Raw genomic sequence first — 26,389 nt, forward strand, 5'->3', positions numbered from 1 at the left:
GCGCCCGCCGGACGCGGGTGAGCCGCACCGCCTCCCGGCGAACCCGGGGGCCGGACCGACGGAGGAGCACACGTGACCGTGGAGAGCACTGCCGCGCGCAAGCCGCGACGCAGCGCCGGGAGCAAGGCCGGAAACACCGGCATCACCGGCACCAAGGCGGCCGGCGCCACCGGTACCAAACGCGCCGCGCGCAGCCCCCGCGCCGCCGCCAAGGGCACCGACCCGCAGCTCGTGCAGCTGCTGACGCCCGAGGGCAAGCGCGTCAAGAACGCCGAGTTCGACCCGTACGTCGCCGGTGTCACCCCCGACGAGCTGCGCGGCCTGTACCGCGACATGGTGCTCACCCGGCGCTTCGACGCCGAGGCCACCGCGTTGCAGCGCCAGGGCGAACTGGGGCTGTGGGCGTCGCTGCTCGGCCAGGAGGCCGCGCAGATCGGCTCCGGCCGGGCCACCCGCGAGGACGACTACGTCTTCCCGACCTACCGCGAGCACGGCGTCGCCTGGTGCCGCGGGGTCGACCCGACCAACCTGCTGGGCATGTTCCGCGGCGTCAACAACGGCGGCTGGGACCCCACCAGCAACAACTTCCACCTCTACACCATCGTCATCGGCTCCCAGACGCTGCACGCCACCGGCTACGCGATGGGCGTCGCCATGGACGGCGCCGACTCGGCCGTCCTCGCCTACTTCGGCGACGGCGCCTCCAGCCAGGGCGACGTCATGGAGTCGTTCAACTTCGCCGCGGTCTACAACGCGCCGGTGATCTTCTTCTGCCAGAACAACCAGTGGGCGATCTCGGAGTCCAACGAGAAGCAGACCCGGGTGCCGCTCTACCAGCGCGCCGAGGGCTTCGGCTTCCCCGGCGTCCGCGTCGACGGCAACGACGTCCTGGCCTGCCTGGCGGTCACCCGCTGGGCGCTGGAGCGGGCCCGGCGTGGTGAGGGACCGGCGCTCATCGAGGCGTACACCTACCGGATGGGCGCCCACACCACCTCCGACGACCCCTCGCGCTACCGCCACGACGACGAGCGGCTCGCGTGGGAGGCGAAGGACCCGATCCTGCGCCTCCGTCGCCACCTGGAGGCCGCACACCACGCGGACGAGGGGTTCTTCGTGCAGCTGGAGGCCGAGAGCGAGGCGTTGGGCAAACGAGTGCGCGAAGTGGTCCGTGCCATGCCGGACCCGGACCGGTTCGCCCTCTTCGAGCACGCGTACGCGGACGGGCACGCGCTGGTCGACGAGGAGCGCGCCCAGTTCGCCGCCTACCAGGCGTCGTTCGCCGACACCGAGGCCGAGGGGGTCTGATCATGGCCGAGAAGATGGCGATCGCCAAGGCGATCAACGAGTCGCTGCGTCACGCCCTGGAGACGGACCCCAAGGTCCTGGTCATGGGCGAGGACGTCGGCAAGCTCGGCGGGGTGTTCCGGGTGACGGACGGCCTGCAGAAGGACTTCGGCGAGGGCCGCGTCATCGACACCCCGCTCGCCGAGTCCGGCATCGTCGGCACGGCGATCGGCCTCGCGCTGCGCGGCTACCGCCCCGTGGTGGAGATCCAGTTCGACGGCTTCGTCTTCCCGGCGTACGACCAGATCGTCACGCAGCTCGCGAAGATGCACGCCCGCGCGCTGGGCAAGATCAAGCTGCCGGTCGTCGTGCGCATCCCCTACGGCGGCGGGATCGGCGCGGTCGAGCACCACTCGGAGTCCCCGGAGGTGCTCTTCGCGCACGTGGCGGGCCTGAAGGTGGTCACACCGTCCAACCCCTCGGACGCCTACTGGATGATGCAGCAGGCCATCCAGAGCGACGACCCGGTGATCTTCTTCGAGCCCAAGCGGCGCTACTGGGACAAGGGCGAGGTCGACCCGGAGGCGATCCCCGGCCCGCTGCACGCGGCGCGGGTGGCCCGTGAGGGCACCGACCTCACCCTGGTCGCCTACGGGCCGATGGTGAAGCTCTGCCTGGAGGTGGCCGACGCGGCGGCGGAGGAGGGCCGGTCCCTGGAGGTCGTCGACCTGCGCTCGGTCTCCCCGCTGGACTTCGACACCGTGCAGGCCTCGGTGGAGAAGACCCGCCGCCTGGTCGTGGTGCACGAGGCGCCGGTCTTCCTCGGCTCCGGCGCGGAGATCGCCGCGCGGATCACCGAGCGCTGCTTCTACCACCTGGAGGCCCCGGTGCTCCGGGTCGGCGGCTACCACGCGCCGTACCCGCCGGCGCGTCTGGAGGAGGAGTACCTGCCCGACCTGGACCGGGTGCTGGATGCCGTCGACCGCTCGCTGGCGTACTGAGGAGAGGGTCGTGACGACGATGACGGAAGGGTCCGTGGGCGCCGTGCGCGAGTTCAAGATGCCCGACGTGGGCGAGGGACTCACCGAGGCCGAGATCCTCAAGTGGTACGTCCAGCCCGGCGACACGGTCACCGACGGCCAGGTGGTCTGCGAGGTCGAGACGGCCAAGGCCGCGGTGGAACTGCCCATCCCCTACGACGGCGTGGTCCGCGCGCTGCACGTCCCCGAGGGCACCACGGTCGACGTGGGCACGGCGATCATCGCCGTGGACACGGGCGGCGGGGCGGCCGCCGAGCCGGTCCGGGAGACGGCGGCGGAGGAACCGGCGGGCGCGGCGTCCGGGGCCGGTGCGTCCGGGGCCGGTGCGTCCGGGCAGCCGCAGGGTCGCCAGCCGGTCCTGGTCGGTTACGGGGTGGCGACCTCCTCGACCCGCCGCCGCCCTCGCAAGACGCCGCAGACGCCCGCCGAGCCCACCACGAATCCCGTCGCGGGACGGCCCGTCGCGGGGCCTGCCACGGGTCCCGTCGCGGGGCCGGCCGCCGCACCCGCCGCCGTACCGGCAGCCGCACCGGCAGCCGCACCGGCAGCCGCACCCACCGCCTCGATCCAGGCCGAGCTGAACGGCGGAAGCCCGGCCGCCGCGGGGCACGGCGGCCCGCTCCCCACCGGGCGTCCGCTGGCCAAGCCCCCGGTGCGCAAGCTCGCCAAGGACCTCGGCGTCGACCTGGCGGCGATCACCCCGACCGGCCCGAACGGCGTGATCACCCGCGAGGACGTGCACGCGGCGCTGAGCGGGCCGCCCGCCGGGACACCGGCCCCCGCGTCGGCTGCCCCCGCGTCCGCTGCCCCCGCGTCGGCGGTGTCCGCCCCGCCCGGGTCCGCCCCGGCCCCGTACGACGCGTCCCGCGAGACCCGCGTCCCCGTCAAGGGCGTCCGCAAGGCGACGGCCGCGGCGATGGTCGGCTCGGCGTTCACCGCGCCGCACGTCACGGAGTTCGTGACGGTCGACGTGACCCGCACCATGAAGCTGGTCGAGGAGCTGAAGCGGGACAAGGAGTTCGAGGGCCTGCGGGTCAATCCGCTGCTGCTGATCTCCAAGGCCCTGCTGGTCGCGATCCGGCGCCACCCGGACATCAACGCCTCCTGGGACGAGGCGGCCCAGGAGATCGTGGTCAAGCACTACGTCAACCTGGGCATCGCGGCGGCGACCCCGCGCGGCCTGATCGTGCCGAACATCAAGGACGCGCACGCCCAGACACTGCCGGAGCTGGCCCGTTCGCTGGGCGAGCTGGTGACGACGGCCCGGGAGGGCCGGACCTCCCCGGCCGCGATGCGCGGCGGCACGGTCACCATCACCAACGTGGGCGTCTTCGGCATCGACACCGGCACGCCGATCCTCAATCCCGGCGAGTCGGCGATCCTCGCCGTCGGCGCGATCAAGCCCCAGCCCTGGGTGCACAAGGGCAAGGTGAAGCCCCGCCAGGTGACCACGCTGGCGCTGAGCTTCGACCACCGCCTGGTCGACGGCGAGCTGGGCTCCAAGGTCCTCGCCGACGTGGCAGCGGTCCTGGAGCAGCCCAAGCGGCTGATCACCTGGGCGTAGCGGGCACGGCGAAGGGGGTCCACCGCCCGCCGGCGGTGGACCCCCTTCGCCATGTGGCCGTACTGCCACGGGTGTGTTCCCGTACTGCTCCGGGTGCGTCCCCGTATGCCCCGCACGTCCCGCACGTCCCGTACGTTCCCGTACGACTCCGTACGGTGCGTCAGCTGATCTTGGCGTAGCCGTAGTTGACGAGCTTCTTCACGTCCGAGGTGCGGTTGGCCGCCGAGGACGAGGTGAGCACCGCGCCGACCACCGACTCACCGTTCTTGGTGGCGGCGAACACCAGGCAGTACTTGGCGGAGGAGCCGGAGCCGGTCTTCACGCCCAGCGTGCCGTTCCAGCCGAGCAGGGTGTTGGTGTTCGACCAGGTCGCCATGGTGCGGGTGGACCCGGTCTTGGTGATGGTCTTCGCCTTGTACGTCTTGGCCTTCACGACCGACTTGAAGGTGGAACTCTTCATCGCGCTGCGGGCGAGCTTGGTCAGGTCGCGCGGCGTCGAGTAGTTGGACCCGTTGCTGATGCCGTCGAACGAGTCGAAGTGCGTGTGGGACATGCCCAGGCTCTTGGCCATGGAGTTCATCTTGCCGATGAAGTTCTTGGTGCGGGCCGAGACGGTCGAGCCGGAGCCGAACTTGTCGGCCAGCGCCATCGCGGCGTCGCAGCCGGACGGCAGCATCATCCCGTAGAGGAGCTGGCGGACGGTGACCTTGTCACCGACGATCAGCCGGGCCGACGAGGCACCCTTGGAGACGATGTAGTCGCTGTACGCCTTCTTGATGGTGACCTTGGAGTCCAGGTTCAGGTTGCTCTGCGAGAGCACGACCTTCGCGGTCATGATCTTCGTGGTGGAGGCGGTGAGCCGCGTGGTGTCGGCGGACTTGCTGTAGAGCGTCTTGCCGTTGGCGCTGTTCATCAGGAACCCGCCCTTGGCGGTGATGCTCGGCGTCGTGACGGCCTGGGCCGGTGCCGCGGTGAGGACGCCGGTCGCCAGCATGGTGCCGCTCGTCACGGCGACGGCGACGGCTCTGCGGAAGCGGAAGCCCTGATTGACGGTTTTCACGTGAAGTACCCCGATTGTCGGTAATTCATCGGCGGTGCCGCCGAGTTGAGGTCAGTTCATCATCTGCAACAGCATGATGCCGCGTCTGTGTCCGACTCGCGGCGGGGGTGGATGGTTGCCCCGCGGCACGGGAGATGTCCGCATGACGGACGCGATCCCTCATGCGCCCCTGTTGTATCTATCCTGTGGGCATGACCATGGCCGTGAAGCAACCTCCCGCCGCCGACCGCGTCTACACCCACGTCAAGCAAGGTGTCCTCGACCGCCGTTACGAGGGCGGCACCCTGCTGACCGAGGGTGAGCTGGCCGAGGCCACCGGGGTCTCGCGCACCCCGGTGCGCGAGGCGCTGCTGCGGCTGGAGGCCGAGGGGCTGATCCGGCTCTACCCGAAGAAGGGCGCCCTCGTCCTGCCCGTCTCCGCGCAGGAGATCGCGGACGTGGTGGAGACGCGGCTGCTGGTCGAGGAGCACGCGGCCCGCAAGGCCGTACCCGCCCCGCCCGCGCTCCTCGCGCGGCTGGCGGAGCTGCTCGACGAGCACAAGGAGCGCGCCGCGGCCGGGGACTTCGCCGCCGCCGCCGTCGCCGACCGCTGCTTCCACGCCGAGATCGTGCGCAGCGGCGGCAACGAGATCCTCTCCCGCCTCTACGACCAGCTGCGCGACCGCCAGCTGCGGATGGGCGTCGCCGTCATGCACTCCCACCCCGACCGCATCGCCAAGACCATCACCGAGCACCAGGAGATCCTCGACGCGCTGCGCGCGGATGACGCGGAGGCGGCCGTCGGTGCCGTCGGCCGGCACGTCGGCTGGGTCTCCCACCTGGCCCGGGGGGAGGTCCGATGAGCGGCGCCGGTACCCCGCTGCCCACCGGCCGCCCGGAGGGGGAACCCCCGGGCGGCCGGCGCGCGATCGCCGTCTGGGGCGTCGGCGTCGCCGTCTACTTCGTGGCCGTCATCTTCCGCACGTCGCTGGGTGTCGCGGGACTGGACGCGGTCGAGCGCTTCCACGTGGGCGCCTCGGCGCTGTCCACCTTCTCCATACTCCAGCTGCTGGTCTACGCGGGCATGCAGATACCCGTCGGCCTGCTGGTCGACCGGCTCGGCACCAAGAAGGTGCTGGGCATCGGCGCGGTGCTGTTCACCCTGGGCCAGCTCGGCTTCGCCCTCTCCCCCTCCTACGGCACGGCGCTGGCCTCGCGGGCGCTGCTGGGCTGCGGTGACGCGCTGACCTTCATCAGCGTGCTGCGGCTGGGCACCCGCTGGTTCCCGGCCCGGCGCGGGCCGGTGGTCGCCCAGCTGGCCGGACTGGCCGGCATGGCCGGCAACCTGGTCTCCACCCTGGTCATCGCCCGCCTGCTGCACGGCATCGGCTGGACGGCGGCGTTCGCCGGCAGCGCGCTGGCCGGCGTGGTCGTCCTCGTCCTGCTGCTGCTCTTCCTCAAGGACCACCCCGAGGGCCACGAGCCCGAGCCGTCGGCGCACCGGGGCGCGACGTACGTACGGAGCCAGATCGCCGCCTCCTGGCGGGAGCCGGGGACCCGGCTCGGCCTGTGGGTGCACTTCACCACGCAGTTCCCGGCGATGGTGTTCCTGCTGCTGTGGGGCCTGCCGTTCCTGGTCGAGGCACAGGGCCTGTCCCGCGCCACGGCCGGCGAACTGCTCACCCTCGTCGTGCTGTCGAACATGGCCGTCGGCCTGGTCTACGGCCAGGTCGTCGCCCGGCACCACGGGGCGCGGCTGCCGCTGGCGCTGGCGACCGTGGGTGCCACGGCCCTGCTGTGGGCGGCGACGCTCGCCTACCCGGCCGAGCGCGCGCCGATGTGGCTGCTGATCGTGCTGTGCGTGGTGCTGGGCGCCTGCGGACCGGCCTCGATGATCGGTTTCGACTTCTCCCGCCCGGCCAACCCGCCGGAACGTCAGGGCACCGCCTCCGGCATCACCAACATGGGCGGTTTCATCGCCTCGATGACGACGCTGCTGGCCATCGGCGTGCTGCTGGACGCCACGGGGGACGACTACACGGTCGCCTTCTGCGCGGTGTTCGTGCTCCAGGCGCTGGGCGTCTCGCAGATCCTGCGGCTGCGCGGACGGGCGGCGCGGCGGGAGCGGGAGCGGCTGGTCACCAGTCGGGTGTCGTCGGTGCACGTTCCCGTGTGACGGTGCGCGCCCGGGGTGCCGGCCGCGCACGATGGCTCGGCCGCGCACCACAGGTCAGGCGCGCACCACGGACCGGCCGCGCACCACGGACCGACCGCGCACCACGGACCGACCGCGGCCGGGACGCCCCTCGGTCACCGTGCCCTGCCCCGCTGGGTGGGACCGGCAACGCCACCGGCCCCGGTCTCTCGCCCTGCCGCCCTCCCGCCCCCAGGTCCCCCGGTGCGCCCGCGCGGCCCGGCTCCCGCGTGCGTCAACCGCCGACGGCCCTCACCCGTCCGCGGCCACGGTGGTCGCCGCCCGGGGACGCGGCCGTCACTTGGTGACGGTGAAGTGCCGCAGGATCGCCGCCGTCAGCTCCGGGTCGCCCTCCGTCTTCACCCGGTCGGCCACCGCCTCCGGCGTCACCCGGCCGCAGGCCAGGCGGACGTACGTCTCCCAGTCCAGGGTCAGGGTGGCGACCGGGCCCAGCGCGGGGACCGTCTCCAGGGTGCCGCGGCCCTGGATGTCGACGCGGATCGTGCGCAGGAACTCGACGGGACCGTGGACGTCGAAGACGACGGCCGAACTGCGCGGCGCGTCCGCGTCCTGGGCGACGATCCGCGGCAGCTCGGCGAGCAGCACGTCACGGGCGACGTGCGCGCCGGGGGAGTCGAGGTCGCCGGGGTGGCCGAGGGCGGTGCGCAGGTCCTGCTCGTGCACCCACACCTCGAAGGCGTGCCGGCGCATCGCCTCCTCCAGGGTCAGCTCGGCGCCGAGCGGGCCGCGCACCTTGGCGTCCGGGTCGCGCGACTCGTTGCGCAGCTGCCGGTTGCGCCGGATGATCATGTATTCCAGCTCGGCGGTCATCTCGGGCGCCGTGTGGTGCCGACGGGCGTCGACCTGCATCTCCATGTAGCGCTGGTGGTCATTGGTGACGTGGAACAGGTCGCGCGGGAGCGCGTGGATGGGACGCGGGTCGCCGAGCATCTCCGAGTCCAGGCCGATGACATGGGAGACGACATCACGCACGGACCAGCCGGGGCACGGCGTACGGCGGTTCCACTCTGCTTCCACGAGCGGCTGCACCAGCTCGGATATCGCTTCGATGGAGTGAGTCCAGGCGTCGGCGTAGGGCTGGAGGGTGGGATGCAGACTCACGGAACGGGACCCCTCGGCGGTCGGTACAGTCGGTCGGTACAGGTGGACGGGCGGCGGTCGGCGGGCGTCTTGGGAGGCTAAGTTACGCTGCTGTGCGGCACCCCGGCAGTGCTTTCGTGTGACGATCGTAGGCCCGTGTTGACACCTGGAACGCCAGGGTGGGCCCCCGCCCGGCGCCGGGCGCCCGCTCAGCCGCCCCCCGGCTCCTTCTCGCGGTCCCTCTCCCGCTCCTTCTCCCGCTCCTTCTCGGCCAGGTGGATCACGCACACCGTCAGCGCGATCAGCAGTGCCGGGTCGGCGTCCTCGTGGACGACGTCCAGGCCGTAGGCGTCCCGGACGGTCAGCAGGCGGCGGGAGACCACGGCCAGCGGCCCGCCGTCGTACTCGATGGCGAACTCCCGGTCGAGGATCCTGCCGCTGACGTCGAGCCCGTCGCCGTCGGCGAGGGCCACCCGGTAGTGGTCGCGCAGCAGTGACAGCCGCTCGCGCCGGATGGTGGCCAGCTGCTCGCCGGCCCGTTCGATCACCATGGTGCCGCGCAGCGCGAACATCTTCTGGTGGATGCCGGCCAGGACCCGCCCCCGGGCGTCCTTCAGCTCCCAGGTGTCCCGCAGCCGCATCGCCTTGCCGTCGACGAGGAACACCTTGTCGCCCCGGTCGTCCTCGATCCAGTAGTCGTCACCGAAGCCGAGGAGCCGGTCGTACAGGAGGAATCTCATACGGGCATCGCTTCCCCGGCGGCCGGCCCGAAACGTCGGCGGTAGGCCGAGGGGCTGAGTCCGGTCTCCCGGCGCAGCCGCGCCCGCAGGTTCGCGGCGCTCCCCAGCCCGGTGCGCGCGGCCACCACGTCCAGCCGTTCCTCACCGCGCTCGATCAGCCGCCGGGCGAGGGTCACGCGCTCCGCCGTGAGCCAGGCGAGCGGCGTCGTGCCCAGCTGCGCCCGGAACCGCCGGTGCAAGGTGGCCGGGGAGACCGCCGCACGGGCCGCCAGGTCCGCCACCGTCAGCGGCTCCCCCAGGCGCTCCTGCGCCCAGGCCAGCAGCGGTGCCAGCGAGGAGTCCGGCACGTCGGGCACCGGCCGTTCCACGAACTGCCGCTGTCCGCCGTCCCGGTGCGCGGCGAACACCAGCCGCCGGGACACGGCGTTGGCGATCTCGGCGCCGTGGTCCCGGCGCCAGAGGTGGAGGCCCAGGTCCAGCGCGGCCGTGCTGCCCGCCGCGGTGAGCACGTCCCCGTCGTCCACGAACAGCACGTCCGGTTCCAGCAGCACGCGCGGGTGCAGCCGACGGAAGGTGTCGGCCCACATCCAGTGGGTCGCGGCCCGCCGCCCGTCGAGCAGCCCGGCCTCGGCGAGCGCGAAGCTGCCGGTGCACAGGCTGACCACGCGGGCGCCCCGGGCGTGCGCGCGCCGGACGGCCTCCAGGACGTCCCGGTCCCGCGGCACGACGTTGTCCGGCCGGCCGGGGACGACGAGCGTGTCCGCCGTGTCCACGGCATCCAGGCCGGACAGGCCGGTGACGCTGAAGAACCCGTGGTTCATCCGGACCACGGACGCGGGCCCGCACAGCGTCACCTCGTACAACGGCCCCGGCAGTCCGAGTTCGGGCCGGGGCAGCCCGAACATCTCGGTGGCACAACCGACCTCGAACGGATTGGTGCCCTCGTCGACGATCACCACGACCCGGTGCGGCGGGGCGGACCGGGAGGACTGCGAGGAATCATGCGTCACATGCGATTTCTAGCACTCGCGCGGCGCGTACGGCGGCCCGCACGATGGTGCCATGACCAAGGAACCCGTCTCCCTCACCGCCGCCCTCGACTCCTTCACGGAGTACTGGAGCCCGCGCGTCGTCACCACCGTCAACGAGTACGACGTCCGGATCGCCAAGGTCGAGGGCGAGCACCTCTGGCACGTCCACGACCACACCGACGAGTTCTTCCTCGTCCTCGACGGCGAACTGCGCATCGCCCTGCGCGAGCCGGCCGGCGAACGCGTGGTCGTCCTGCCCGCGGGCTCGGTCTTCACGGTCCCGCGCGGCACGGAACACAAGCCGTCCGCCCCCGTCCCCACGCGCATCCTGTTGCTGGAGCCCACCGGCACCTCCACCGTCGGCGACCGCCACGACGCCGTACCCGACCACGTGGACGTGACGACGGGGCACGCGCTGGGGACCACGCGGTGACGGGGCCGGACGCCTGGGAGGGGCCGGGGCGTCAGCCGCCGTACCCGTTGTTGTAGCCGTCACGCGAGTGGGGCCGTTCCTCGACGACCGGGGCCGTCGGGGGCATCACGACGCGCCGCCTGCGGGCGATGCTGCTGAAGGTCGCGACACCGATCAGACCGACGATCATGAAGATGACGCCGACCAGGTCGAGGTTGACACCCTGCATGTCCCAGTCGGTCGCGAACGTGAGGATGGCTCCCACGGCGATGAGGATGATGCACCCGCCGAGGCCCATGACTGTCGCCTCCCTGTAGATCCGGTCGGTTCCGGTCCTTCCGGTCGATCCGGTTCCGTTCGGATACCCCGGCAGGCAACACCCATGCGGCACACCGTACTTACGCGTCACCGCCCAGGAACGCCGCCAGCGCGTCCGCCAGCAGCCGCGGGTCGTCGGCGCCGCACAGCTCGCGGGCGCTGTGCATCGACAGGATGGCGGCGCCGATGTCGACGGTCCGGATGCCGTGCCGGGCGGCGGTGATCGGGCCGATCGTCGTGCCGCACGGCATGGAGTTGTTGGAGACGAAGGACTGGAAGGGGACGTTCGCCTTCTCGCAGGCGGCGGCGAACACCGCGCGGCCCGAACCGTCCGTCGCGTAGCGGTTGTTGACGTTGACCTTGAGGATCGGGCCGCCGTTGACGCGCGGGTGGTGCGTCGGGTCGTGCCGCTCCGCGTAGTTGGGGTGGACGGCGTGGCCGGTGTCGGAGGAGAGGCAGACGGTGCCGGCGAAGGCGCGGGCCCGGTCCTCGAACGTGCCGCCGCGCGCCAGCACCGAGCGTTCCAGCACGGTGCCGAGCAGCGGGCCGTCCGCGCCGGTGTCCGACTGCGAGCCGGTCTCCTCGTGGTCGAAGGCGGCGAGGACCGGGATGTACGACAGTCCGGCCCCGCCGTCCGCGACCGCGGCCAGCGCGGCCGTGGCGGCGTGCACGGACAGCAGGTTGTCCATGCGCGGCCCGGCGACCAGTTCCCGGTCGCGGCCCAGGTACGCCGGGGCCTCCACGGAGTGCGTCATCAGGTCCCAGCCGGTGACCGAACCGGCGTCCAGGCCCGCCTCCTGCTCCAGGAAGGCGATCAGGTCGCCGTCGCGGACGGTCTCGGAGAGGCCCCAGACCGGCTGGAGGTGGCGCTGCTTGTCGAGTCTGAGGCCGTCGGCGGTGACGTCGCGGTCGAGGTGGATGGCGAGCTGGGGGACGCGCAGCAGGGGCCGGTCGACGTTGACCAGCCGGGTCGAGCCGTCGCGCAGGCTGAGCCGGCCGGCCAGGCCCAGGTCGCGGTCGAGCCAGGAGTTCAGCAGCGGGCCGCCGTAGATCTCCACGGCGACCTGGCGCCAGCCGTGCGCCCCGGTGTCGGGACGCGGCTTGACGCGCAGGTTGGGGGAGTCGGTGTGGGCGCCGACGACGCGGAAGGGGGTGTGCGGATCGGCGCCCTCGGGGACGTACCAGGCGATGATCGCGCCGCCGCGCAGCACGTACTTGCCGCCGCTCGTCGCGTCCCAGGCGTCCGTCTCCGCGACCTGCCGGAATCCCGCCTCCTCCAGCCGCCGGGCGGCGTTCGCCACGGCGTGGTACGGCGTCGGGGACGCCGCGAGGAAGGACATCAGGTCATCGGTGTGGCCGCGGTCGAAGCGGGGGGGTTCGCTCATGGGGCCACCTTAATGACGGGACGTCCACCCGCATGAAGGGCACGGGCCCGGTCCCGGTCGTCGGCATAGCCGCGGTACCGGCCGCGCACCCGATGGACACCGCTGACCTGCGGCGCCGCCGCTCCGGCGCGGTGCCGTCCGGGCTGCCCGCAGCGGCGGGGGCGTCGCCGGACACCAGGAGTCCGGCAGCCGCTCCCCGCGCCGTGTCCTGATCGGTGACCGGGTGGTGACCGGGTGGTTCACCCGGTGACGAGGCAGGCCGCCACCGCGACGGGGACCGCCGCGTGCGACCGCCCGAGAGGGGAGGCCCCGGCGGTGGCACGGTCCCGCTCGCCAGGGACGTCGCTCTCCGCTTCCGCTCGCGTGGCGGACGTCCGGGCAGGAGCGGGGCGCGGGCACGGACCTGACGCGGGGCTTCGGCGGCTGCCCGCCGGGCACGCACGGAGCGGATCCCCCTGCTGGAGCGTGCCGCCGGCGCCCGCGCGGCCGAGCCGGCCACAGGGCGCCGCCGAACTCGGGGGGAGCCGCTCCACGCTCTCCCGGGAGCCGCCGGGACCCCTCGCCCATCCGCGAGCGGGCCCCGGCGCAGCGGGCGCCAGGAGCGGGCGCCAGGAGCGGGCGCCAAGAGGCGGCCTCCTGGAACCGGCCCCCTGGAACCGTCCTCCTGGAGTTCCTGGAGCTCTGAGCGGGCCCCTAGAACGCGGCCTCGTCCAGCTCCATCAGGTCCAGGTCGACGCCCTGGGCGACCTCGCGGGCCAGGGTGACGCCGGGCAGGACGTTCGCGGCGAAGAACTTCGCGGCGGCGATCTTGCCGGTGTAGAACGCCTTGTCCTTCGCGGACGCGGCCGGCAGCTTCTCGGCGGCGATCGCGGCGCCCTTGAGCAGCAGGTAGCCGACGATCACGTCACCGGAGGCCATCAGCAGGCGGGTGGTGTTGAGCCCGACCTTGTAGATGTTCTTGACGTCCTGCTCGGTGGCGGCGAGGTCGGTGAGCATCAGGCCGACGATGGCCTCCAGCTCGACGGCGGCCTTGGCGAGGTGCTCGCGGGCGCCGGCCAGCGCGTCACCGCCGGTGCCGAGGGCGAGGAACTTCTTGATCTCCTCGGCGAGCGAGTTCAGCGCGGCGCCCTGGTTGCGGACGATCTTCCGGAAGAAGTAGTCCTGGCCCTGGATCGCGGTGGTGCCCTCGTACAGGGTGTCGATCTTGGCGTCGCGGATGTATTGCTCGACCGGGTACTCCTGGAGGAACCCGGAGCCGCCGAAGGTCTGGAGCGACTGGGCGAGCTGCTCGTAGGCCTTCTCCGAGCCGTAGCCCTTGACGATCGGCAGGAGCAGGTCGTTGAGGGCGTGGTCGGCGGTGGTGTCCTCGCCGTTCGCCTCCTTGACCTGGATGGTGTCCTGCACGGACGCGGTGTACATCACCAGGGCGCGCATGCCCTCGGCGTACGCCTTCTGCGTCATCAGCGAGCGGCGGACGTCGGGGTGGTGGGTGATGGTGACCTTGGGCGCGGTCTTGTCCATGAAGTTCGCCAGGTCGGGGCCCTGGACGCGCTGCTTGGCGTACTCCAGCGCGTTGAGGTAGCCGGTCGACAGGGTCGAGATGGCCTTCGTGCCGACCATCATGCGGGCGAACTCGATGATGCGGAACATCTGGCGGATGCCGTCGTGCTTGTCGCCGATCAGCCAGCCCTTGGCGGGGTGGCGGTCGCCGAAGGTCATCTCGCAGGTGTTGGAGACCTTCAGGCCCATCTTGTGCTCGACGTTGGTGGCGTAGACGCCGTTGCGCTCGCCCAGTTCGCCGGTCTCGACGTCGAACTCGTACTTCGGCACGAGGAAGAGGGACAGGCCCTTGGTGCCGGGGCCGGCGCCCTCGGGGCGGGCGAGGACGTAGTGGAGGATGTTCTCCGACATGTCGTGCTCGCCGGAGGTGATGAAGCGCTTCACGCCCTCGATGTGCCAGGAGCCGTCCTCCTGCCGCACCGCCCTGGCCCGGCCGGCGCCGACGTCCGAGCCGGCGTCCGGCTCGGTGAGCACCATGGTGGAGCCCCACTGCCGCTCGACGGCGATCCTCGCGATCCGCTTCTGGACCTCGTTGCCCTCGTCGAAGAGGATGCCCGCGAAGGCCGGGCCGGAGGAGTACATCCACACGGCCGGGTTGGCGCCCAGGACCAGCTCCGCGTACGCCCAGATCAGCGAGCGCGGCGAGGTGGTGCCGCCGATCTCCTCGGGCAGGCCGAGGCGCCAGTACTCGGAGTCCATGAAGGCCTGGTAGCTCTTCTTGAAGGACGCCGGGACGGGAGCGGTGTTCGTCTCGGGGTCGAAGACCGGCGGGTTGCGGTCGGCGTCCTCGAAGGAGGCGGCCAGCTCGTTCTCGGAGAGGCGGGTCAGCTCCGCCAGGACGCTCCTGGCGGTCTCGACGTCCATCTCCCCGAACGGGCCGGTGCCGTACACCTCGTCGCGTCCCAGCACCTCGAAGAGGTTGAACTCGATGTCGCGGAGATTCGGTTTGTAGTGCCCCATGGCTGAACTCCGTTGCGAGATCGGCGAGGCACTGACTCCTCGCGCCTGTTCCACGTACCAGCCGCCTACCGGCTGGTAGCCACGATGATGCTACCCGTCGGTAATAAGTCGCAACCCCGACCGCTCCATCTGTGACCCTTCACTCGCTAGGCTTTGCGGCATGTACGGCTACGACCAGACCGCGGGCCCGCAGCAGCAGTACGCCCCGCCGCAGCAGCCGATGTCCGGCGGATACGGGCAGCAGCAGCCGCTGTACCCCGAGCCGTCCCCGCCCTCGCTCGCGGACGCGGTGCGGGCCTTCACCACCGGGCAGCTGGCCGCCGAGGACTTCCAGCAGGTCTTCGCGACCTCGAAGGTCTACTGCCCGCGCGGCGACAACCCCGGCTTCCTCGCCCTGCACAACACCCAGCAGCCGGTGATCCCGATGTTCACCACGCTCAAGGAGCTGCGCCGGTACGCGGGCAAGGAGTCCAAGTACTTCGTGATCACCGGTGCCGAGGTGCTCGACCTGCTGCCGACCGGGTACGGGTTCGTCCTCGACATGGAGGGGGAGCACCGGATGGTCTTCGACGCCAAGGCCGTCGAACAGATGGTCGACTTCGCGATGCGGCGGATGTACGGCTAGACGCCCCCGCCCCGCGGCGGATGTGCCGCTGGGCGCCCCCGCCCCGCGGGCGGCCGGGCCCGCGGATGCCGGTGGAGCCCGGAGGGAATGCCCTCCGGGCTCCCGCCGTTCTGGGTAGCAGGAAGTTCAACGCTCAACTAAAGTGGGCGTACGCCGCCCAAGGAGGTCGACATGCCCGCCGTGACCGTCGAGAACCCGCTCACGCTTCCCCGTGTGACCGCGCCCGCGGACGCGGTGGCGCGTCCCGTGCTCACCGTCACCACCGCGCCCAGCGGCTTCGAGGGCGAGGGCTTCCCGGTGCGCCGCGCGTTCGCCGGGATCGACCACCGCCACCTCGACCCGTTCATCATGATGGACCAGATGGGCGAGGTGGAGTACGCGCCCGGGGAGCCCAAGGGCACCCCCTGGCACCCGCACCGCGGCTTCGAGACCGTCACCTACATCATCGACGGGATCTTCGATCACCAGGACAGCCACGGCGGCGGCGGAACCATCACCAACGGCGACACCCAGTGGATGACGGCGGGCAGCGGCCTGCTGCACATCGAGGCGCCGCCGGAGTCCCTCGTCATGTCCGGCGGCCTCTTCCACGGGCTCCAGCTGTGGGTGAACCTGCCGGCCAAGGACAAGATGATGGCTCCGAAGTACCAGGACATCCGCGGCGGCAGCGTGGCCCTGCTGGCCTCCCCCGACGGCGGTGCGCTGGTCCGGGTCATCGCCGGTGAGCTGGACGGCCACCAGGGGCCCGGCTCCACGTTCACGCCGATCACCATGATCCACGCGACGCTGGCGCCGGGTGCCGGGCTGACCCTGCCCTGGCGCGAGGACTTCAACGGCCTCGCGTACGTGCTCGCCGGGCGCGGCTCGGTGGGCGGTGAGCGCCGGCCGGTGCACACCGGGCAGGCCGCCGTCTTCGGCGCCGGTTCCTCGCTCACCGTGCGGGCCGACGAGAAGCAGGACGGGAACACCCCCGACCTGGAGGTCGTCCTGCTCGGCGGGCGGCCCATCCGGGAGCCCATGGCCCACTACGGCCCGTTCGTGATGAACACCCGTGACGAGCTGCGGCAGGCCTTCGAGGACTTCCAGAAGGGGCGGCTGGGGACCGTCCCGGCGGTGCACGGGATGTCGGAGGCGGGACCGGAGGCCTGACGGCGGAACGGCCGGCGGGACGTCACCGGGGAGGGCCGTCCTGACAGCGCGTCACCCGGGCGGGCCGTCCCGACGGGACGGCCCGCCCGGTGCGTGGTCGGCTGGGGGTGTGCTGTTGCTCCCCGTGCCGGTCCGCCGGTTCGCCGCCTGGTGCGTCGTCGTGCTGCTGGCCACCGGTGTCGTCTACGTCGGCATCCGGATCTGCGTCGAGTTCCGGACCACCGTGACGCCGGTGCTGCTGGCGCTGCTCGGCACCGCCCTGCTGCGGCCGCTGTACCGGCGGCTGGTCGCGGCTCATGTGCAGCGGTCGCTGGCCGCGCTGCTCACCTGCGCCGCCGTGCTCGCGGTGGTCGGCGGCGCGGTCTACATCGTGGTCGCGGCCCTGGTCGACAGCGGGGACCAGATCGTCGACTCGCTGCGCACCTCCGTGCGGGACCTCGCCGACCGCTTCGGCGCGGCCGGCACCTCGCTGGAGGACCTCGCCGCCAACGGACGGCAACTGCTCCGGAAGTTCGGCGGCACCGCGGCCTCCGGGGTGATCAGCGGGGTGAGCGTGGTGGGCGAGACGATCGCCATGGCGGTACTCGCCCTGCTGCTGGTCTTCTTCTTCCTGCGCGACTCCGACCGGGCGGTGAGCACCGTACGGGCGCTGGTGCCGCACAGCGGGGCCGACATGACCGAGGCGATGGCCCGGCGGGCCTTCGAGGCGGTCGAGGGGTTCATGCGGGGCACCACGGTGATCGCGCTGATCGACGCGGCCTGCATCACCGTCGGGCTGCTGGTGCTGAGGGTGCCGGGGGCGCTCGGGCTGGGCGCGCTGGTGTTCGTCGGTGCCTACATCCCCTACCTCGGGGCGTTCCTGTCGGGCGCGGCGGCCGTGCTGGTGGCGCTGGCCGACCGGGGGTTCGTCATCGCGTTGTGGGCGCTGGGCGTGGTGGTGGCCGTGCAGCTCCTGGAGGGGCATGTGCTCCAGCCGGTGATCCAGAGCCGGACCGTGCACATGCACCCGGTGGTGGTGCTGCTCGCGCTGACCGCGGGGGCGTCGGTGGCGGGCGTCGTCGGGCTGCTGCTCGCGGTGCCGCTGACCGCGGCCGGGTTCGGGATCGTCCGCGAGTTGCAGCACCGCTACACGGACACCGGCAGCTCCGGTCCCGCGGAGCCCTCGTAGAGGTCGAACCAGACGCTCTTGCCCTCGCCGCGCGGGGTGACGCCCCACTCGTCGGCGAGCATCTCGATCAGCATCAGGCCCCGCCCGGAGGACGCCATCTCGCCCGGACTGCGCACGTGCGGCAGCTCCTGGCCGCTGTCGGTGACCTCGACCCGGATGCGGCGCTCGCCGGGATCGCCGGTGACCTCGGCGACCACCAGCGCGTCGGCGTCGGTGTGCACCAGGACGTTGGTCAGCGTCTCGGAGAGCAGCAGGACCGCGGAGTCCCGCTGGTCCTCGCTGGGCCAGTCGTACAGCAGGTCGCGCAGGTGCCGCCGCGCGGTGCCGATCCGTTCCGGCTCGGCCTGCGCGACCGTCAGCATCGTGCGGCGGCCCGGCGGACGGGGGCGGAGCGCGCCGCCGCAGTCGCCGTCCTCCCTGGCCCGGCAGAGCATCAGGAAGGCGATGTCGTCCTCCCGGCGGTCGGCGAGCGGGCCGATGGTGTGGTGGGAGGACGGCCCGTGGACCGCCTGGACCAGCGCGTCGGCCAGTTCCTCCAGGCCACTGCGGCGGTGCCGCTCCAGCACGGCGCGCAGCCGCAGCCAGCCGGACTCCAGGTCGTGGCCGCCGGTCTCCAGCAGACCGTCGGTGATCAGCATCAGCGTCTCGCCGGGCGCCAGGGCGAGCCGCGTGGTGGGGTAGTCGCTGTCCGGGTCGACGCCCAGCGGCAGTCCGCCGGCCGTGGCCCGGACCAGCACCGTCCCGTCCGCCAGCCGCACCCCCGGGTCGAGGTGGCCGGCGCGGGCGGTCTCCATGGTCCCGGTGGCGGGGTCGACCTCGACGTAGAGGCAGGTCGCGAAGCGGGCGTCGCCGGGGTCGTCGGTGGCCTGGGTGAGCCCGTGGAAGAAGCGGGAGGCGCGGGAGAGCACCGCGTCGGGGCGGTGCCCCTCGGAGGCGTAGGCGCGCAGGGCGATGCGCAGCTGGCCCATCAGCCCCGCGGCCCGTACGTCATGGCCCTGGACGTCGCCGATGACCAGGGCGAGGCGGTCGTGGGGCAGCGGGATCACGTCGTACCAGTCGCCGCCCACCTGGAGGCCGCCGCCGGTGGGGACGTAGCGGCCGGTGATCCGCACGCCCGGGATCTGCGGGCCCACGGCGGGCAGCATGGAGCGCTGGAGCCCGTCGGTCAGCTCCCGCTGGGTCTCGTCCACGCTCGCCCGGGACAGGGCCTGCGCCATCATCCGGGCCACGGTGGTCAGCACCGACCGCTCGTCCGGGGTGAACGCGACCGGGTGGGAGAAGGCGGCCATCCAGGCGCCCATGGTGCGGCCCGCCACGGTCAGCGGCAGGAACGCCCAGGAGCGCCGGTGGAAGCGCTCGGCGAGCGGCCAGGTCAGCGGGTAGCGGGCGGCGTACTCCTCCGGGGAGGAGAGGTAGACGGCACGGCCGGTGCGGACCACCTCGGCGGCCGGGTACTCGGTCTCCAGCCCCATCCGGGCGAACGGGCTGTCCTGGCGCTCCGGCTGGGTGCGGTGGCCGATGATGGCCAGCTCGTCGCCCTCGACGCCGAAGACCGCCAGCCCGTCCGGCGAGAAACCCGGCATCGACAGGCCCGCCGCGACCCGCAGCACCTCCTCCGTCGACCGCGCCTCGGCCAGGGCCCGGCCCGCGTCCAGCAGGAACGCCTCGCGGGAGCGGCGCCAGTCGCCGACGACCGCGCTGCTCCCGGCGGTGGTGCCCGGCACCGGTTCGGCGACCTCCTGGAGGGCGCCGACCACGCGGTAGGTCTTGCTCCCGGCGTCGAAGGAGGGCTTGGCGCGGCTGCGGACCACCCGCACGACCCCGCCCCGCTCGTCCACGATCCGGACGCGGACCTCGGCGACCGTGCCCTCGGCGGCGGCGAGCCGGACGACACCGAGGATCTCGTTCCAGTCGACCGGGTGCAGCCGGGAGCGCACCTGGGCCTGCTGGAGGCTGATCTGGCGGGCGGGCAGGCCGAGCAGCCGTGCTGCCTCGGCGTCGACCGTGACGAGCCCGGTGGCCGTGTCCCAGTGCCACAGGCCGGTAGCGAGGGCGGCCAGGACATCCCCCACGGCGGGCAGGGGCTCACCAGTGCGCATTGCTCCACTCTATGAAGAGGTGATCGCAGGTTGCCACCGGTCGGGGTGATGTTCGTGGTGGGGGCGGTGTCGGTGGTGGGGGCGGTGTCGGTGGTCGCGGTGGTGCTGGCGGTTGGAGTGGCGTCGGCGGTCGGGGTGGTGGCGGTGGCCGGGTGGTGCCGGCGGTCGGGGTGGTGGCGGTGGTCGGGGTGGTGCCGGTGGTCGGGGTGGTGGCGGTGGTCGGGGTGGTGGCGGTGGCCGGGTGGTGCCGGTGGTCGGGGTGGTGGCGGTGGCCGGGTGGTGCCGGCGGTCGGGGTGGTGGCGGTGGCCGGGTGGTGCCGGCGGTCGGGATGGGGTGATGGCCGTGGCGGAGCCAATGGGGAGGAAGGGGGGACCGGCCGCCCGGTACGCTGGGGTTGTTTCACGTGAAACGCCCACCCCGATCCGCGAAGACTGGATGAACGACGATGCATCGGTACAGGTCCCACACCTGCGGCGAGCTCCGCGCCTCTGACGTCGGCAGCGACGTCCGGCTGAGCGGCTGGCTGCACAATCGGCGCGACCTGGGCGGCATCCTCTTCATCGATCTGCGCGATCACTACGGCATCACCCAGCTCGTCGCCCGTCCGGGCACGGACGCGTACGAGGCGCTGGACAAGCTGACCAAGGAGTCGACCGTCCGGGTGGACGGCAAGGTCGTCTCGCGCGGTGCCGAGAACGTCAACCCGGACCTGCCCACCGGCGAGGTCGAGGTCGAGGTGGGCGAGGTCGAGCTGCTCGGCGCCGCCCAGCCGCTGCCGTTCACCATCAACACCGAGGACGGGGTGAACGAGGAGCGTCGCCTGGAGTACCGCTTCCTCGACCTGCGCCGCGAGCGCATGCACCGCAACATCATGCTGCGTACGCAGGTGATCTCCTCGATCCGCAGCAAGATGGTGGCCCTCGGCTTCAACGAGATGGCGACGCCGATCCTGACCGCCACCTCCCCCGAGGGCGCCCGCGACTTCGTGGTGCCCTCCCGGCTGCACGCGGGCCGCTTCTACGCCCTCCCGCAGGCCCCGCAGCAGTTCAAGCAGCTGCTGATGATCTCGGGCTTCGACCGCTACTTCCAGATCGCGCCCTGCTTCCGCGACGAGGACGCCCGCGCCGACCGTTCGCCGGGCGAGTTCTACCAGCTCGACGTCGAGATGAGCTTCGTCGAGCAGGAGGACGTCTTCCAGCCGATCGAGAAGCTGATGACGGAGCTGTTCACGGAGTTCGGCGGCGGCCGGGAAGTGACCTCCCCCTTCCCGCGCATCCCGTTCCGCGAGGCGATGCTCAAGTACGGCTCCGACAAGCCGGACCTGCGCGCCAAGCTGGAGCTGGTGGACATCACCGACGTCTTCGAGGGCTCGCAGTTCAAGGCCTTCGCCGGCAAGCACGTGCGCGCGCTGCCGGTGCCGGACGTCTCGTCCCAGCCGCGCAAGTTCTTCGACCAGCTCGGTGACTACGCCGTCTCCCAGGGCGCCAAGGGCCTGGCGTGGGTCCGGGTCGGCGAGGACGGCTCGCTGACCGGCCCGATCGCGAAGTTCCTGACGGAGGAGAACGTCGCAGAGCTGACCAAGCGGCTGTCGCTGGCCGCCGGGCACGCGGTGTTCTTCGGCGCGGGCGAGTTCGACGAGGTCTCCAAGATCATGGGCGCGGTGCGGGTCGAGGCCGCCAAGCGCGCCGGGCACTTCGAGGAGAACGTCTTCCGGTTCTGCTGGATCGTCGACTTCCCGATGTACGAGAAGGACGAGGAGACGGGGAGGATCGACTTCTCCCACAACCCGTTCTCGATGCCGCAGGGCGGCATGGAAGCCCTCCGGTCGCAGGACCCGCTGGACATCCTGGCCTGGCAGTACGACATCGTCTGCAACGGTGTGGAGCTGTCCTCCGGCGCGATCCGGAACCACGAGCCGGAGATCATGCTGAAGGCGTTCGAGATCGCCGGGTACGACGCGGAGACCGTCGAGCGCGAGTTCGCCGGCATGCTGCGCGCGCTGCGCTTCGGCGCCCCGCCCCACGGTGGCATCGCCCCCGGCGTCGACCGCATCGTGATGCTGCTGGCCGACGAGCCCAACATCCGCGAGACCATCGCCTTCCCGCTCAACGGCAACGCCCAGGACCTGATGATGGGCGCCCCGACGGAGCTGGACGAGTCCCGGCTGAGGGAACTGCACCTGTCGGTGCGCAAGCCGCAGCCGAAGTAGGGCGACGGTACGCGCGAAGGCGCCCGGGACGGAGGCCGTCGTCCCGGGCACCTTCGCGTGGGCGCCGGCCGGATCAGTGCTTGCCGCCGCCGGAGAGGCGCCGGGTGCGGCGGCGCAGGGCCGGGCCCAGGCGGACCAGGAGCCGCTTGTCGATGCCGTTGACCTTGCGCTCCACGGCGGCCAGGGTCTCGCGGGCGGCCTCCAGCTCCGCCTGGACGGCGTCCAGCCGCTTCGCCGTCTCGTCGGCGCGCTGCTCGGCGGCGGCCAGCCCGGCGCGCAGCTCCTTGGTCTGCTCGGCCTGCTTCCGCGCCTGCTCACGGGCCTTCTCGGAGACCGCGGTGAGCTGCTCGCGCAGCCGGCTGAAGCGGTAGCGCAGCTGTCCGTCGTCCGAGCCGTCCCAGACCGGCATCGACGCGGGCAGGTCGAGACCGGCCATCCGCGTCTCGAAGGCGGCCCCGCCGTCGCCGTGCGTGTAGGTGTTCCGCAGGTCGTTGCGGTCCAGGAAGGCGACGATCCGCTCGAAGCGTTCGCCGTGGCCCTTGAGCATCGCGGAGAAGTCCGCGTTCTCGTACAGGTCGCGCGGGTCGGTGCCGGCGGGCAGGTCCGCCAGTGCCCGGTGCGGGATGTCGAAGTACCGGCACAGCTCCAGGGTGCGCGAGTCGTGGGTGAGGACGACGCTGGGGGTGCCGGCGAGCAGGGCGGCGACGTTGCCGTGGATGCGGGTGCCGTAGGCGAAGTCGTAGTCCCGCAGTTCCCTGATCCAGGTCGCCGGGTCCAGGGGCATGCGCACCTTGTTCTCGCGCAGCAGGGGGTGGGTGAGGTGGTGCGGGAAGGGGTCGGTGAGGCCCGACTCGGGGGTGGTGTCGCCCCAGAGCAGCAGTTCGGCGTCGGCGGTGTTCTGCGCGTAGTACGTCAGGTGCGGGTAGTGCTCCCAGGCGTGCCGGGCGATGCCGGTGATGTCGCCGACGGGTATCGCGTCCGGCGAGAGGTTGACGGCCACGCGGGAGGCGGCGGTCAGCTCGGCGGTGCGGATCTGCGGGAACGTGCCGCCGTACAGGAACATCGACGGGCAGCCGATGATGTCGACGTCCTTGAAGCCCAGGCCGTTCAGATAGCCGGCGGTCAGTTCGCCGCGGACGCCGATGGAGGCGGACCGCTCCAGGACCGCGGAGGCGAAGCGCTTGACGGAGTCCGCCATCGGGTCGAGCCAGCCGGTGTCGTAGTCGTCGGGGGCCTGGGCGCCGACGCCGAGGACCACCACCGGGATGGTGAGCTGCTCGATCAGGGTGGAGAGCCGGTCCAGTGAGGCGTGGAAGCCCGGACGGAAGGCGTTGGCGAGCGGGACGACGAACACGTCGTACCGCTCGTTGATCTCCGCGGCACGGCGGGCCGAGGGGTCGGTGCGGATGCCGTTGGAGGTCACCTCGGTGTCCGGGGCCGAGAGCATCTTGTGGGCGGAGTCGCTGAACAGCAGGTTGCCGGTGTTGGTGCCGATCAGGTCCTGCTGGATGAACTCCGTCGGGGTGGCCACGCGGAACGGGCTCTTCCCGGAGCGGATGAGGATGCGCTTCACGACGGTCCCTCGGTACGCGGGCGGGGCGGACTCGGCTGCGTACCGGTCGGCGGGACCGTGACGCACGCCCGTGCGGCGGATGTGTGTTCGGTGCGGCCGTACGGGTGAGCAAACCCTATATGCGGGTGAACTGGGCGTGAAGCGGTGGCAGTGGCAGAGCGCGGGGCCGGGGAGAAGGTTCCGCTCTCCCCGGCCCCGCGCTTGTGGCACGTGTGTTACGCGGTCGGCTTCTCCTCGAGACGCGGGAAGAGGACCGCGCCCTTGGTCACCGTCGAGCCGGCCGGCAGCCGGCCCCAGTCGGCGGCGTCCTGGATCCGCTGCTCGGCGAGGGCGCCCAGGGAGTCCGCCGCGCCGAGGGAGTCCCAGAGCTTGCGGGAGGTCTCCGGCATGACCGGGTTGAGCAGGACGGCGACGGCGCGGAGCGACTCGGCGGCCGTGTAGAGGATGGTGGCCAGGCGGGCCCTGCCCTCGTCCGAGGTGTCCTTGGCCACCTTCCACGGCTCCTGCTCCGTGATGTAGCCGTTGACCTGCTTGACGAAGTCGAAGACGGCCAGGATGCCGCCCTGGAAGTCCAGCTCCTCGCCGATCTTGCGGTCGGCCTCGGTGACGGCCCGGGTGAGACCCGCGTGGATCGCCTCCTCGGCCGCGCCGTCGGCCGTGGCCTCGGGCAGGGTGCCGCCGAAGTACTTGCCGACCATGGCGGCGACGCGGGAAGCGAGGTTGCCGTAGTCGTTGGCCAGCTCGCTGGTGTAGCGGGCGGAGAAGTCCTCCCACGAGAACGAGCCGTCCTGGCCGAAGGCGATCGCGCGCAGGAAGTACCAGCGGTAGGCGTCCACGCCGAAGTGCGAGGTCAGGTCCTGCGGCTTGATGCCGGTCAGGTTCGACTTCGACATCTTCTCGCCGCCGACCATCAGCCAGCCGTTGGCGGCGACCTTGCCCGGCAGGGGCAGGCCCTGGGCCATCAGCATGGCCGGCCAGATCACCGCGTGGAAGCGGAGGATGTCCTTGCCGACCAGGTGGACGTCGGCGGGGAAGGTCTCCTCGAACTTCTGCTGGTTCTGGTTGTAGCCGACCGCCGTGGCGTAGTTCAGCAGCGCGTCGATCCACACGTAGATGACGTGCTTCTCGTCCCAGGGGATCGGGATGCCCCAGTCGAAGGTCGAGCGCGAGATGGAGAGGTCCTGCAGGCCCTGGCGGACGAAGTTCACGACCTCGTTGCGCGCGGACTCGGGCTGGATGAAGTCCGGGTTGGCCTCGTAGTGGGCGAGGAGCTTCTCGCCGTACGCGCTCAGCTTGAAGAAGTAGTTCTCCTCGCTGAGGATCTCCACCGGCTTCTTGTGGATCGGGCACAGCTTCTGGCCCGCGTACTCGCCCTCGCCGTCGAGCAACTCGCCGGGGAGCTTGTACTCCTCGCAGCCCACGCAGTACGGGCCCTCGTAGCCGCCCTTGTAGATCTCGCCCTTGTCGTACAGGTCCTGCACGAACTCCTGGACGCGGTCGGTGTGCCGCTGCTGCGTGGTGCGGATGAAGTCGTCGTTGGCGATGTCGAGGTGCTCCCAGAGGGGCTTCCACGCCTCGTCGACGAGCTTGTCCGCCCACTGCTGCGGGCTGACGCCGTTCGCCTCCGCCGTGCGCATGATCTTCTGACCGTGCTCGTCCGTGCCGGTGAGGTACCACACCTTCTCACCGCGCTGGCGGTGCCAGCGGGTGAGCACGTCGCCTGCGACGGTCGTATAGGCGTGGCCCAGGTGAGGAGCGTCGTTGACGTAGTAGATGGGGGTCGAGACGTAGAACGCCTTCGCCCCCTGCTTCTCGGTTCCAGTGGCCGCCATGGTCGAAATCCTACTTGGCCTGGGGAGATCCACTCACCGGCGTTTCCGGGCGCCAGGCGGCCAGTACGCCCTCGTAGAGTTCCTTGTCCGTCAGCTCCAGGGGGTTCTCGCCGGCGAGGAAGTACGACGTGTTGCCGGTCTTGAGCTTGCGGAGGTAGTCGAACGCCTTGTTCTCCGGGGCGCCGAAGGCGACGAAGGAGAAGAAGAGACGGGGGTGCGTCTTCGCCGCCTCGGTGAGGGCCTGGGTGGCGGGGGTCTTGGCGTCGGGGGCGCCGTCCGTCTGGAAGATCACCAGGGCGGGGGCGGTGGGGTCCGCGGACTTGTCGTGGAGGGACAGGACCTCGGCCACGGCGGCGTGGTAGCTGGTGCGGCCCATGCGGCCGAGTTCCGCGTGGGTGGCGTCGATCTTGTTCTCGTGGTCGGCGAGGGCGAGTGCGGTGGTGCCGTCGATCTCCGTGGAGAAGAAGACGACGGGGACCGTGGGGTCGGCCTCGACGTGCGCGGCCAGGGCGAGGGCCCGGTCGGCGAGGGCCTGGGCGGAGCCGTCCTTGTAGTACGGGCGCATGCTCGCGGAGCGGTCGAGGACGAGGTAGACCTTGGCGCGGGTGCCGGTGAGGTTCTCCTTGCGGAGGGCGGCCGCGGCGGCCTTGTGGGCGGGGAGGAGGGAGGGGGCGCGTGAGCGGATTCGCGCCGCGGGGGTCGCGGGGGTTTTGGCCTTGCCTTCGGCTTCGGTTTCGGCTTCGGCCTGGTTCGTGCTCTCGCCCGCGCCGCCCGTGCTGCTTTCTTCTTCGGCTTCGGCTTCGGGTGCGTCTTCGGCTTCGGGTGCCTCTGCGGGTGCGGGTGGCTCCTGTGGGGCTTTCTCGCCGTCGGCGGGCTCGGGTGCGGGGGTGGGCTCGGGTGCGGGGGTGGGCTCGGGTTCGGGGGTTGGGTCGGGTGCGGGGGTGGGCTCGGGCGTGGGGGTCGGGGCCGGTTCCGGTTCGGGAGTCGGTTCCGGTTCCGGGCTGGCCGTTGCCTCGGGCTCGGGTGCGGGGGGGGGGGTGGGCGCGGGGGCCGGCTTCGGGTCCGGGTCGGGGTGGGGCGGTGCGTCGGGGGGGGGCGCGGGGGA

Annotated in this window: 21 protein-coding genes; 10 read left to right on the forward strand and 11 right to left on the reverse strand. The window is 71.9% G+C overall.

From position 1 onward, the window contains the following. Positions 1-72: 72 nt before the first annotated feature. The 3 genes from pdhA to ACY1JF_RS10115 are packed head-to-tail and all read left to right on the forward strand — an operon-like array spanning position 73 to position 3,888. Positions 73-1,305: a pyruvate dehydrogenase (acetyl-transferring) E1 component subunit alpha gene (gene pdhA, locus ACY1JF_RS10105; protein WP_462704667.1), complete on the forward strand. Its 1,233-nt coding sequence runs from the start codon at positions 73-75 to the stop codon at positions 1,303-1,305. A gap of 2 nt (positions 1,306-1,307) precedes the next feature. Beyond that, the gene (locus ACY1JF_RS10110) at positions 1,308-2,285 is read left to right on the forward strand and encodes an alpha-ketoacid dehydrogenase subunit beta (RefSeq protein WP_462704668.1); all 978 of its coding nucleotides are present in this window, start codon (positions 1,308-1,310) and stop codon (positions 2,283-2,285) included. Between the two features lie 19 nt (positions 2,286-2,304). Then, positions 2,305-3,888, forward strand: coding sequence for a dihydrolipoamide acetyltransferase family protein (locus tag ACY1JF_RS10115; RefSeq protein WP_462704698.1), 1,584 nt, complete (start codon positions 2,305-2,307; stop codon positions 3,886-3,888). 160 nt (positions 3,889-4,048) lie between these two features. Here ACY1JF_RS10115 and ACY1JF_RS10120 read toward each other — a convergent pair whose 3' ends face one another. Beyond that, the gene (locus tag ACY1JF_RS10120; protein ID WP_462704699.1) at positions 4,049-4,897 is read right to left on the reverse strand and encodes a D-alanyl-D-alanine carboxypeptidase family protein; all 849 of its coding nucleotides are present in this window, start codon (positions 4,895-4,897) and stop codon (positions 4,049-4,051) included. Between the two features lie 242 nt (positions 4,898-5,139). Between ACY1JF_RS10120 and ACY1JF_RS10125 the strand changes: the two genes are divergently transcribed. Beyond that, positions 5,140-5,790, forward strand: coding sequence for a GntR family transcriptional regulator (locus ACY1JF_RS10125; RefSeq protein ID WP_462704669.1), 651 nt, complete (start codon positions 5,140-5,142; stop codon positions 5,788-5,790). After that, positions 5,787-7,103, forward strand: a complete 1,317-nt coding sequence (locus ACY1JF_RS10130) for an MFS transporter (RefSeq protein WP_462704670.1) — start codon at positions 5,787-5,789, stop codon at positions 7,101-7,103. Before ACY1JF_RS10125 ends, ACY1JF_RS10130 begins: the two co-directional genes overlap by 4 nt. Positions 7,104-7,418: 315 nt before the next feature. Here ACY1JF_RS10130 and ACY1JF_RS10135 read toward each other — a convergent pair whose 3' ends face one another. The 3 genes from ACY1JF_RS10135 to ACY1JF_RS10145 all read right to left on the reverse strand — a co-directional run bounded on the left by ACY1JF_RS10135 (position 7,419) and on the right by ACY1JF_RS10145 (position 9,972). Then, positions 7,419-8,243, reverse strand: coding sequence for a maleylpyruvate isomerase family mycothiol-dependent enzyme (locus ACY1JF_RS10135; protein WP_462704671.1), 825 nt, complete (start codon positions 8,241-8,243; stop codon positions 7,419-7,421). A 188-nt stretch (positions 8,244-8,431) separates the two neighbouring features. Continuing rightward, complete coding sequence (locus ACY1JF_RS10140) at positions 8,432-8,962, reverse strand: LURP-one-related/scramblase family protein (protein ID WP_462704672.1); 531 nt, start codon at positions 8,960-8,962, stop codon at positions 8,432-8,434. Further along, positions 8,959-9,972, reverse strand: coding sequence for a GlxA family transcriptional regulator (locus tag ACY1JF_RS10145; RefSeq protein ID WP_462704673.1), 1,014 nt, complete (start codon positions 9,970-9,972; stop codon positions 8,959-8,961). The genes ACY1JF_RS10140 and ACY1JF_RS10145 overlap by 4 nt, the downstream gene beginning before the upstream one ends. 52 nt (positions 9,973-10,024) lie before the next feature. Here ACY1JF_RS10145 and ACY1JF_RS10150 point away from each other — a divergent pair, with 52 nt between their 5' ends. Continuing rightward, a complete protein-coding gene (locus tag ACY1JF_RS10150) occupies positions 10,025-10,426 on the forward strand; it encodes a cupin domain-containing protein (RefSeq protein WP_462704674.1) in 402 nt (133 codons plus the stop codon). 31 nt (positions 10,427-10,457) lie between these two features. Here ACY1JF_RS10150 and ACY1JF_RS10155 read toward each other — a convergent pair whose 3' ends face one another. From ACY1JF_RS10155 to ACY1JF_RS10165, 3 genes are all read right to left on the reverse strand, one after another. After that, the gene (locus ACY1JF_RS10155; protein WP_462704675.1) at positions 10,458-10,703 is read right to left on the reverse strand and encodes a DUF6458 family protein; all 246 of its coding nucleotides are present in this window, start codon (positions 10,701-10,703) and stop codon (positions 10,458-10,460) included. A gap of 100 nt (positions 10,704-10,803) precedes the next feature. Continuing rightward, positions 10,804-12,108 (reverse strand): M18 family aminopeptidase, encoded by a 1,305-nt coding sequence (locus ACY1JF_RS10160; protein WP_462704676.1) that lies wholly within the window; start codon positions 12,106-12,108, stop codon positions 10,804-10,806. 693 nt (positions 12,109-12,801) lie between these two features. Then, the gene (locus ACY1JF_RS10165) at positions 12,802-14,628 is read right to left on the reverse strand and encodes an acyl-CoA dehydrogenase (protein ID WP_462704677.1); all 1,827 of its coding nucleotides are present in this window, start codon (positions 14,626-14,628) and stop codon (positions 12,802-12,804) included. A gap of 160 nt (positions 14,629-14,788) precedes the next feature. Here ACY1JF_RS10165 and ACY1JF_RS10170 point away from each other — a divergent pair, with 160 nt between their 5' ends. The 3 genes from ACY1JF_RS10170 to ACY1JF_RS10180 all read left to right on the forward strand — a co-directional run bounded on the left by ACY1JF_RS10170 (position 14,789) and on the right by ACY1JF_RS10180 (position 17,570). Continuing rightward, positions 14,789-15,253, forward strand: a complete 465-nt coding sequence (locus ACY1JF_RS10170; protein WP_462704678.1) for an SseB family protein — start codon at positions 14,789-14,791, stop codon at positions 15,251-15,253. Positions 15,254-15,424: 171 nt separating this feature from the next. Further along, the gene (locus tag ACY1JF_RS10175) at positions 15,425-16,402 is read left to right on the forward strand and encodes a pirin family protein (RefSeq protein ID WP_462704679.1); all 978 of its coding nucleotides are present in this window, start codon (positions 15,425-15,427) and stop codon (positions 16,400-16,402) included. Positions 16,403-16,511: 109 nt separating this feature from the next. Next, positions 16,512-17,570 (forward strand): AI-2E family transporter, encoded by a 1,059-nt coding sequence (locus ACY1JF_RS10180; protein ID WP_462704680.1) that lies wholly within the window; start codon positions 16,512-16,514, stop codon positions 17,568-17,570. Here the strand turns inward: ACY1JF_RS10180 and ACY1JF_RS10185 are convergent. Then, a complete protein-coding gene (locus tag ACY1JF_RS10185) occupies positions 17,528-19,669 on the reverse strand; it encodes a SpoIIE family protein phosphatase (protein ID WP_462704681.1) in 2,142 nt (713 codons plus the stop codon). The two genes, ACY1JF_RS10180 and ACY1JF_RS10185, sit on opposite strands and share 43 nt — an antisense overlap. 446 nt (positions 19,670-20,115) lie before the next feature. On the opposite strand from ACY1JF_RS10185, the gene aspS reads away from it, so the two are divergent. Further along, on the forward strand, positions 20,116-21,879 hold the full coding sequence (gene aspS, locus ACY1JF_RS10190) for an aspartate--tRNA ligase (protein WP_462704682.1): 1,764 nt from the start codon (positions 20,116-20,118) through the stop codon (positions 21,877-21,879). Between the two features lie 73 nt (positions 21,880-21,952). Here aspS and ACY1JF_RS10195 read toward each other — a convergent pair whose 3' ends face one another. From ACY1JF_RS10195 to ACY1JF_RS10205, 3 genes are all read right to left on the reverse strand, one after another. After that, positions 21,953-23,452, reverse strand: coding sequence for a polysaccharide pyruvyl transferase family protein (locus ACY1JF_RS10195; RefSeq protein ID WP_462704683.1), 1,500 nt, complete (start codon positions 23,450-23,452; stop codon positions 21,953-21,955). A 215-nt stretch (positions 23,453-23,667) separates the two neighbouring features. Further along, positions 23,668-25,284, reverse strand: coding sequence for a methionine--tRNA ligase (gene metG / locus ACY1JF_RS10200; RefSeq protein ID WP_462704684.1), 1,617 nt, complete (start codon positions 25,282-25,284; stop codon positions 23,668-23,670). 10 nt (positions 25,285-25,294) lie between these two features. After that, a partial coding sequence (locus tag ACY1JF_RS10205; protein ID WP_462704685.1) for a VWA domain-containing protein occupies positions 25,295-26,389 on the reverse strand: 1,095 nt, incomplete at its 5' end.

Source organism: Streptomyces sp. SYSU D01066-1, from assembly GCF_054956795.1.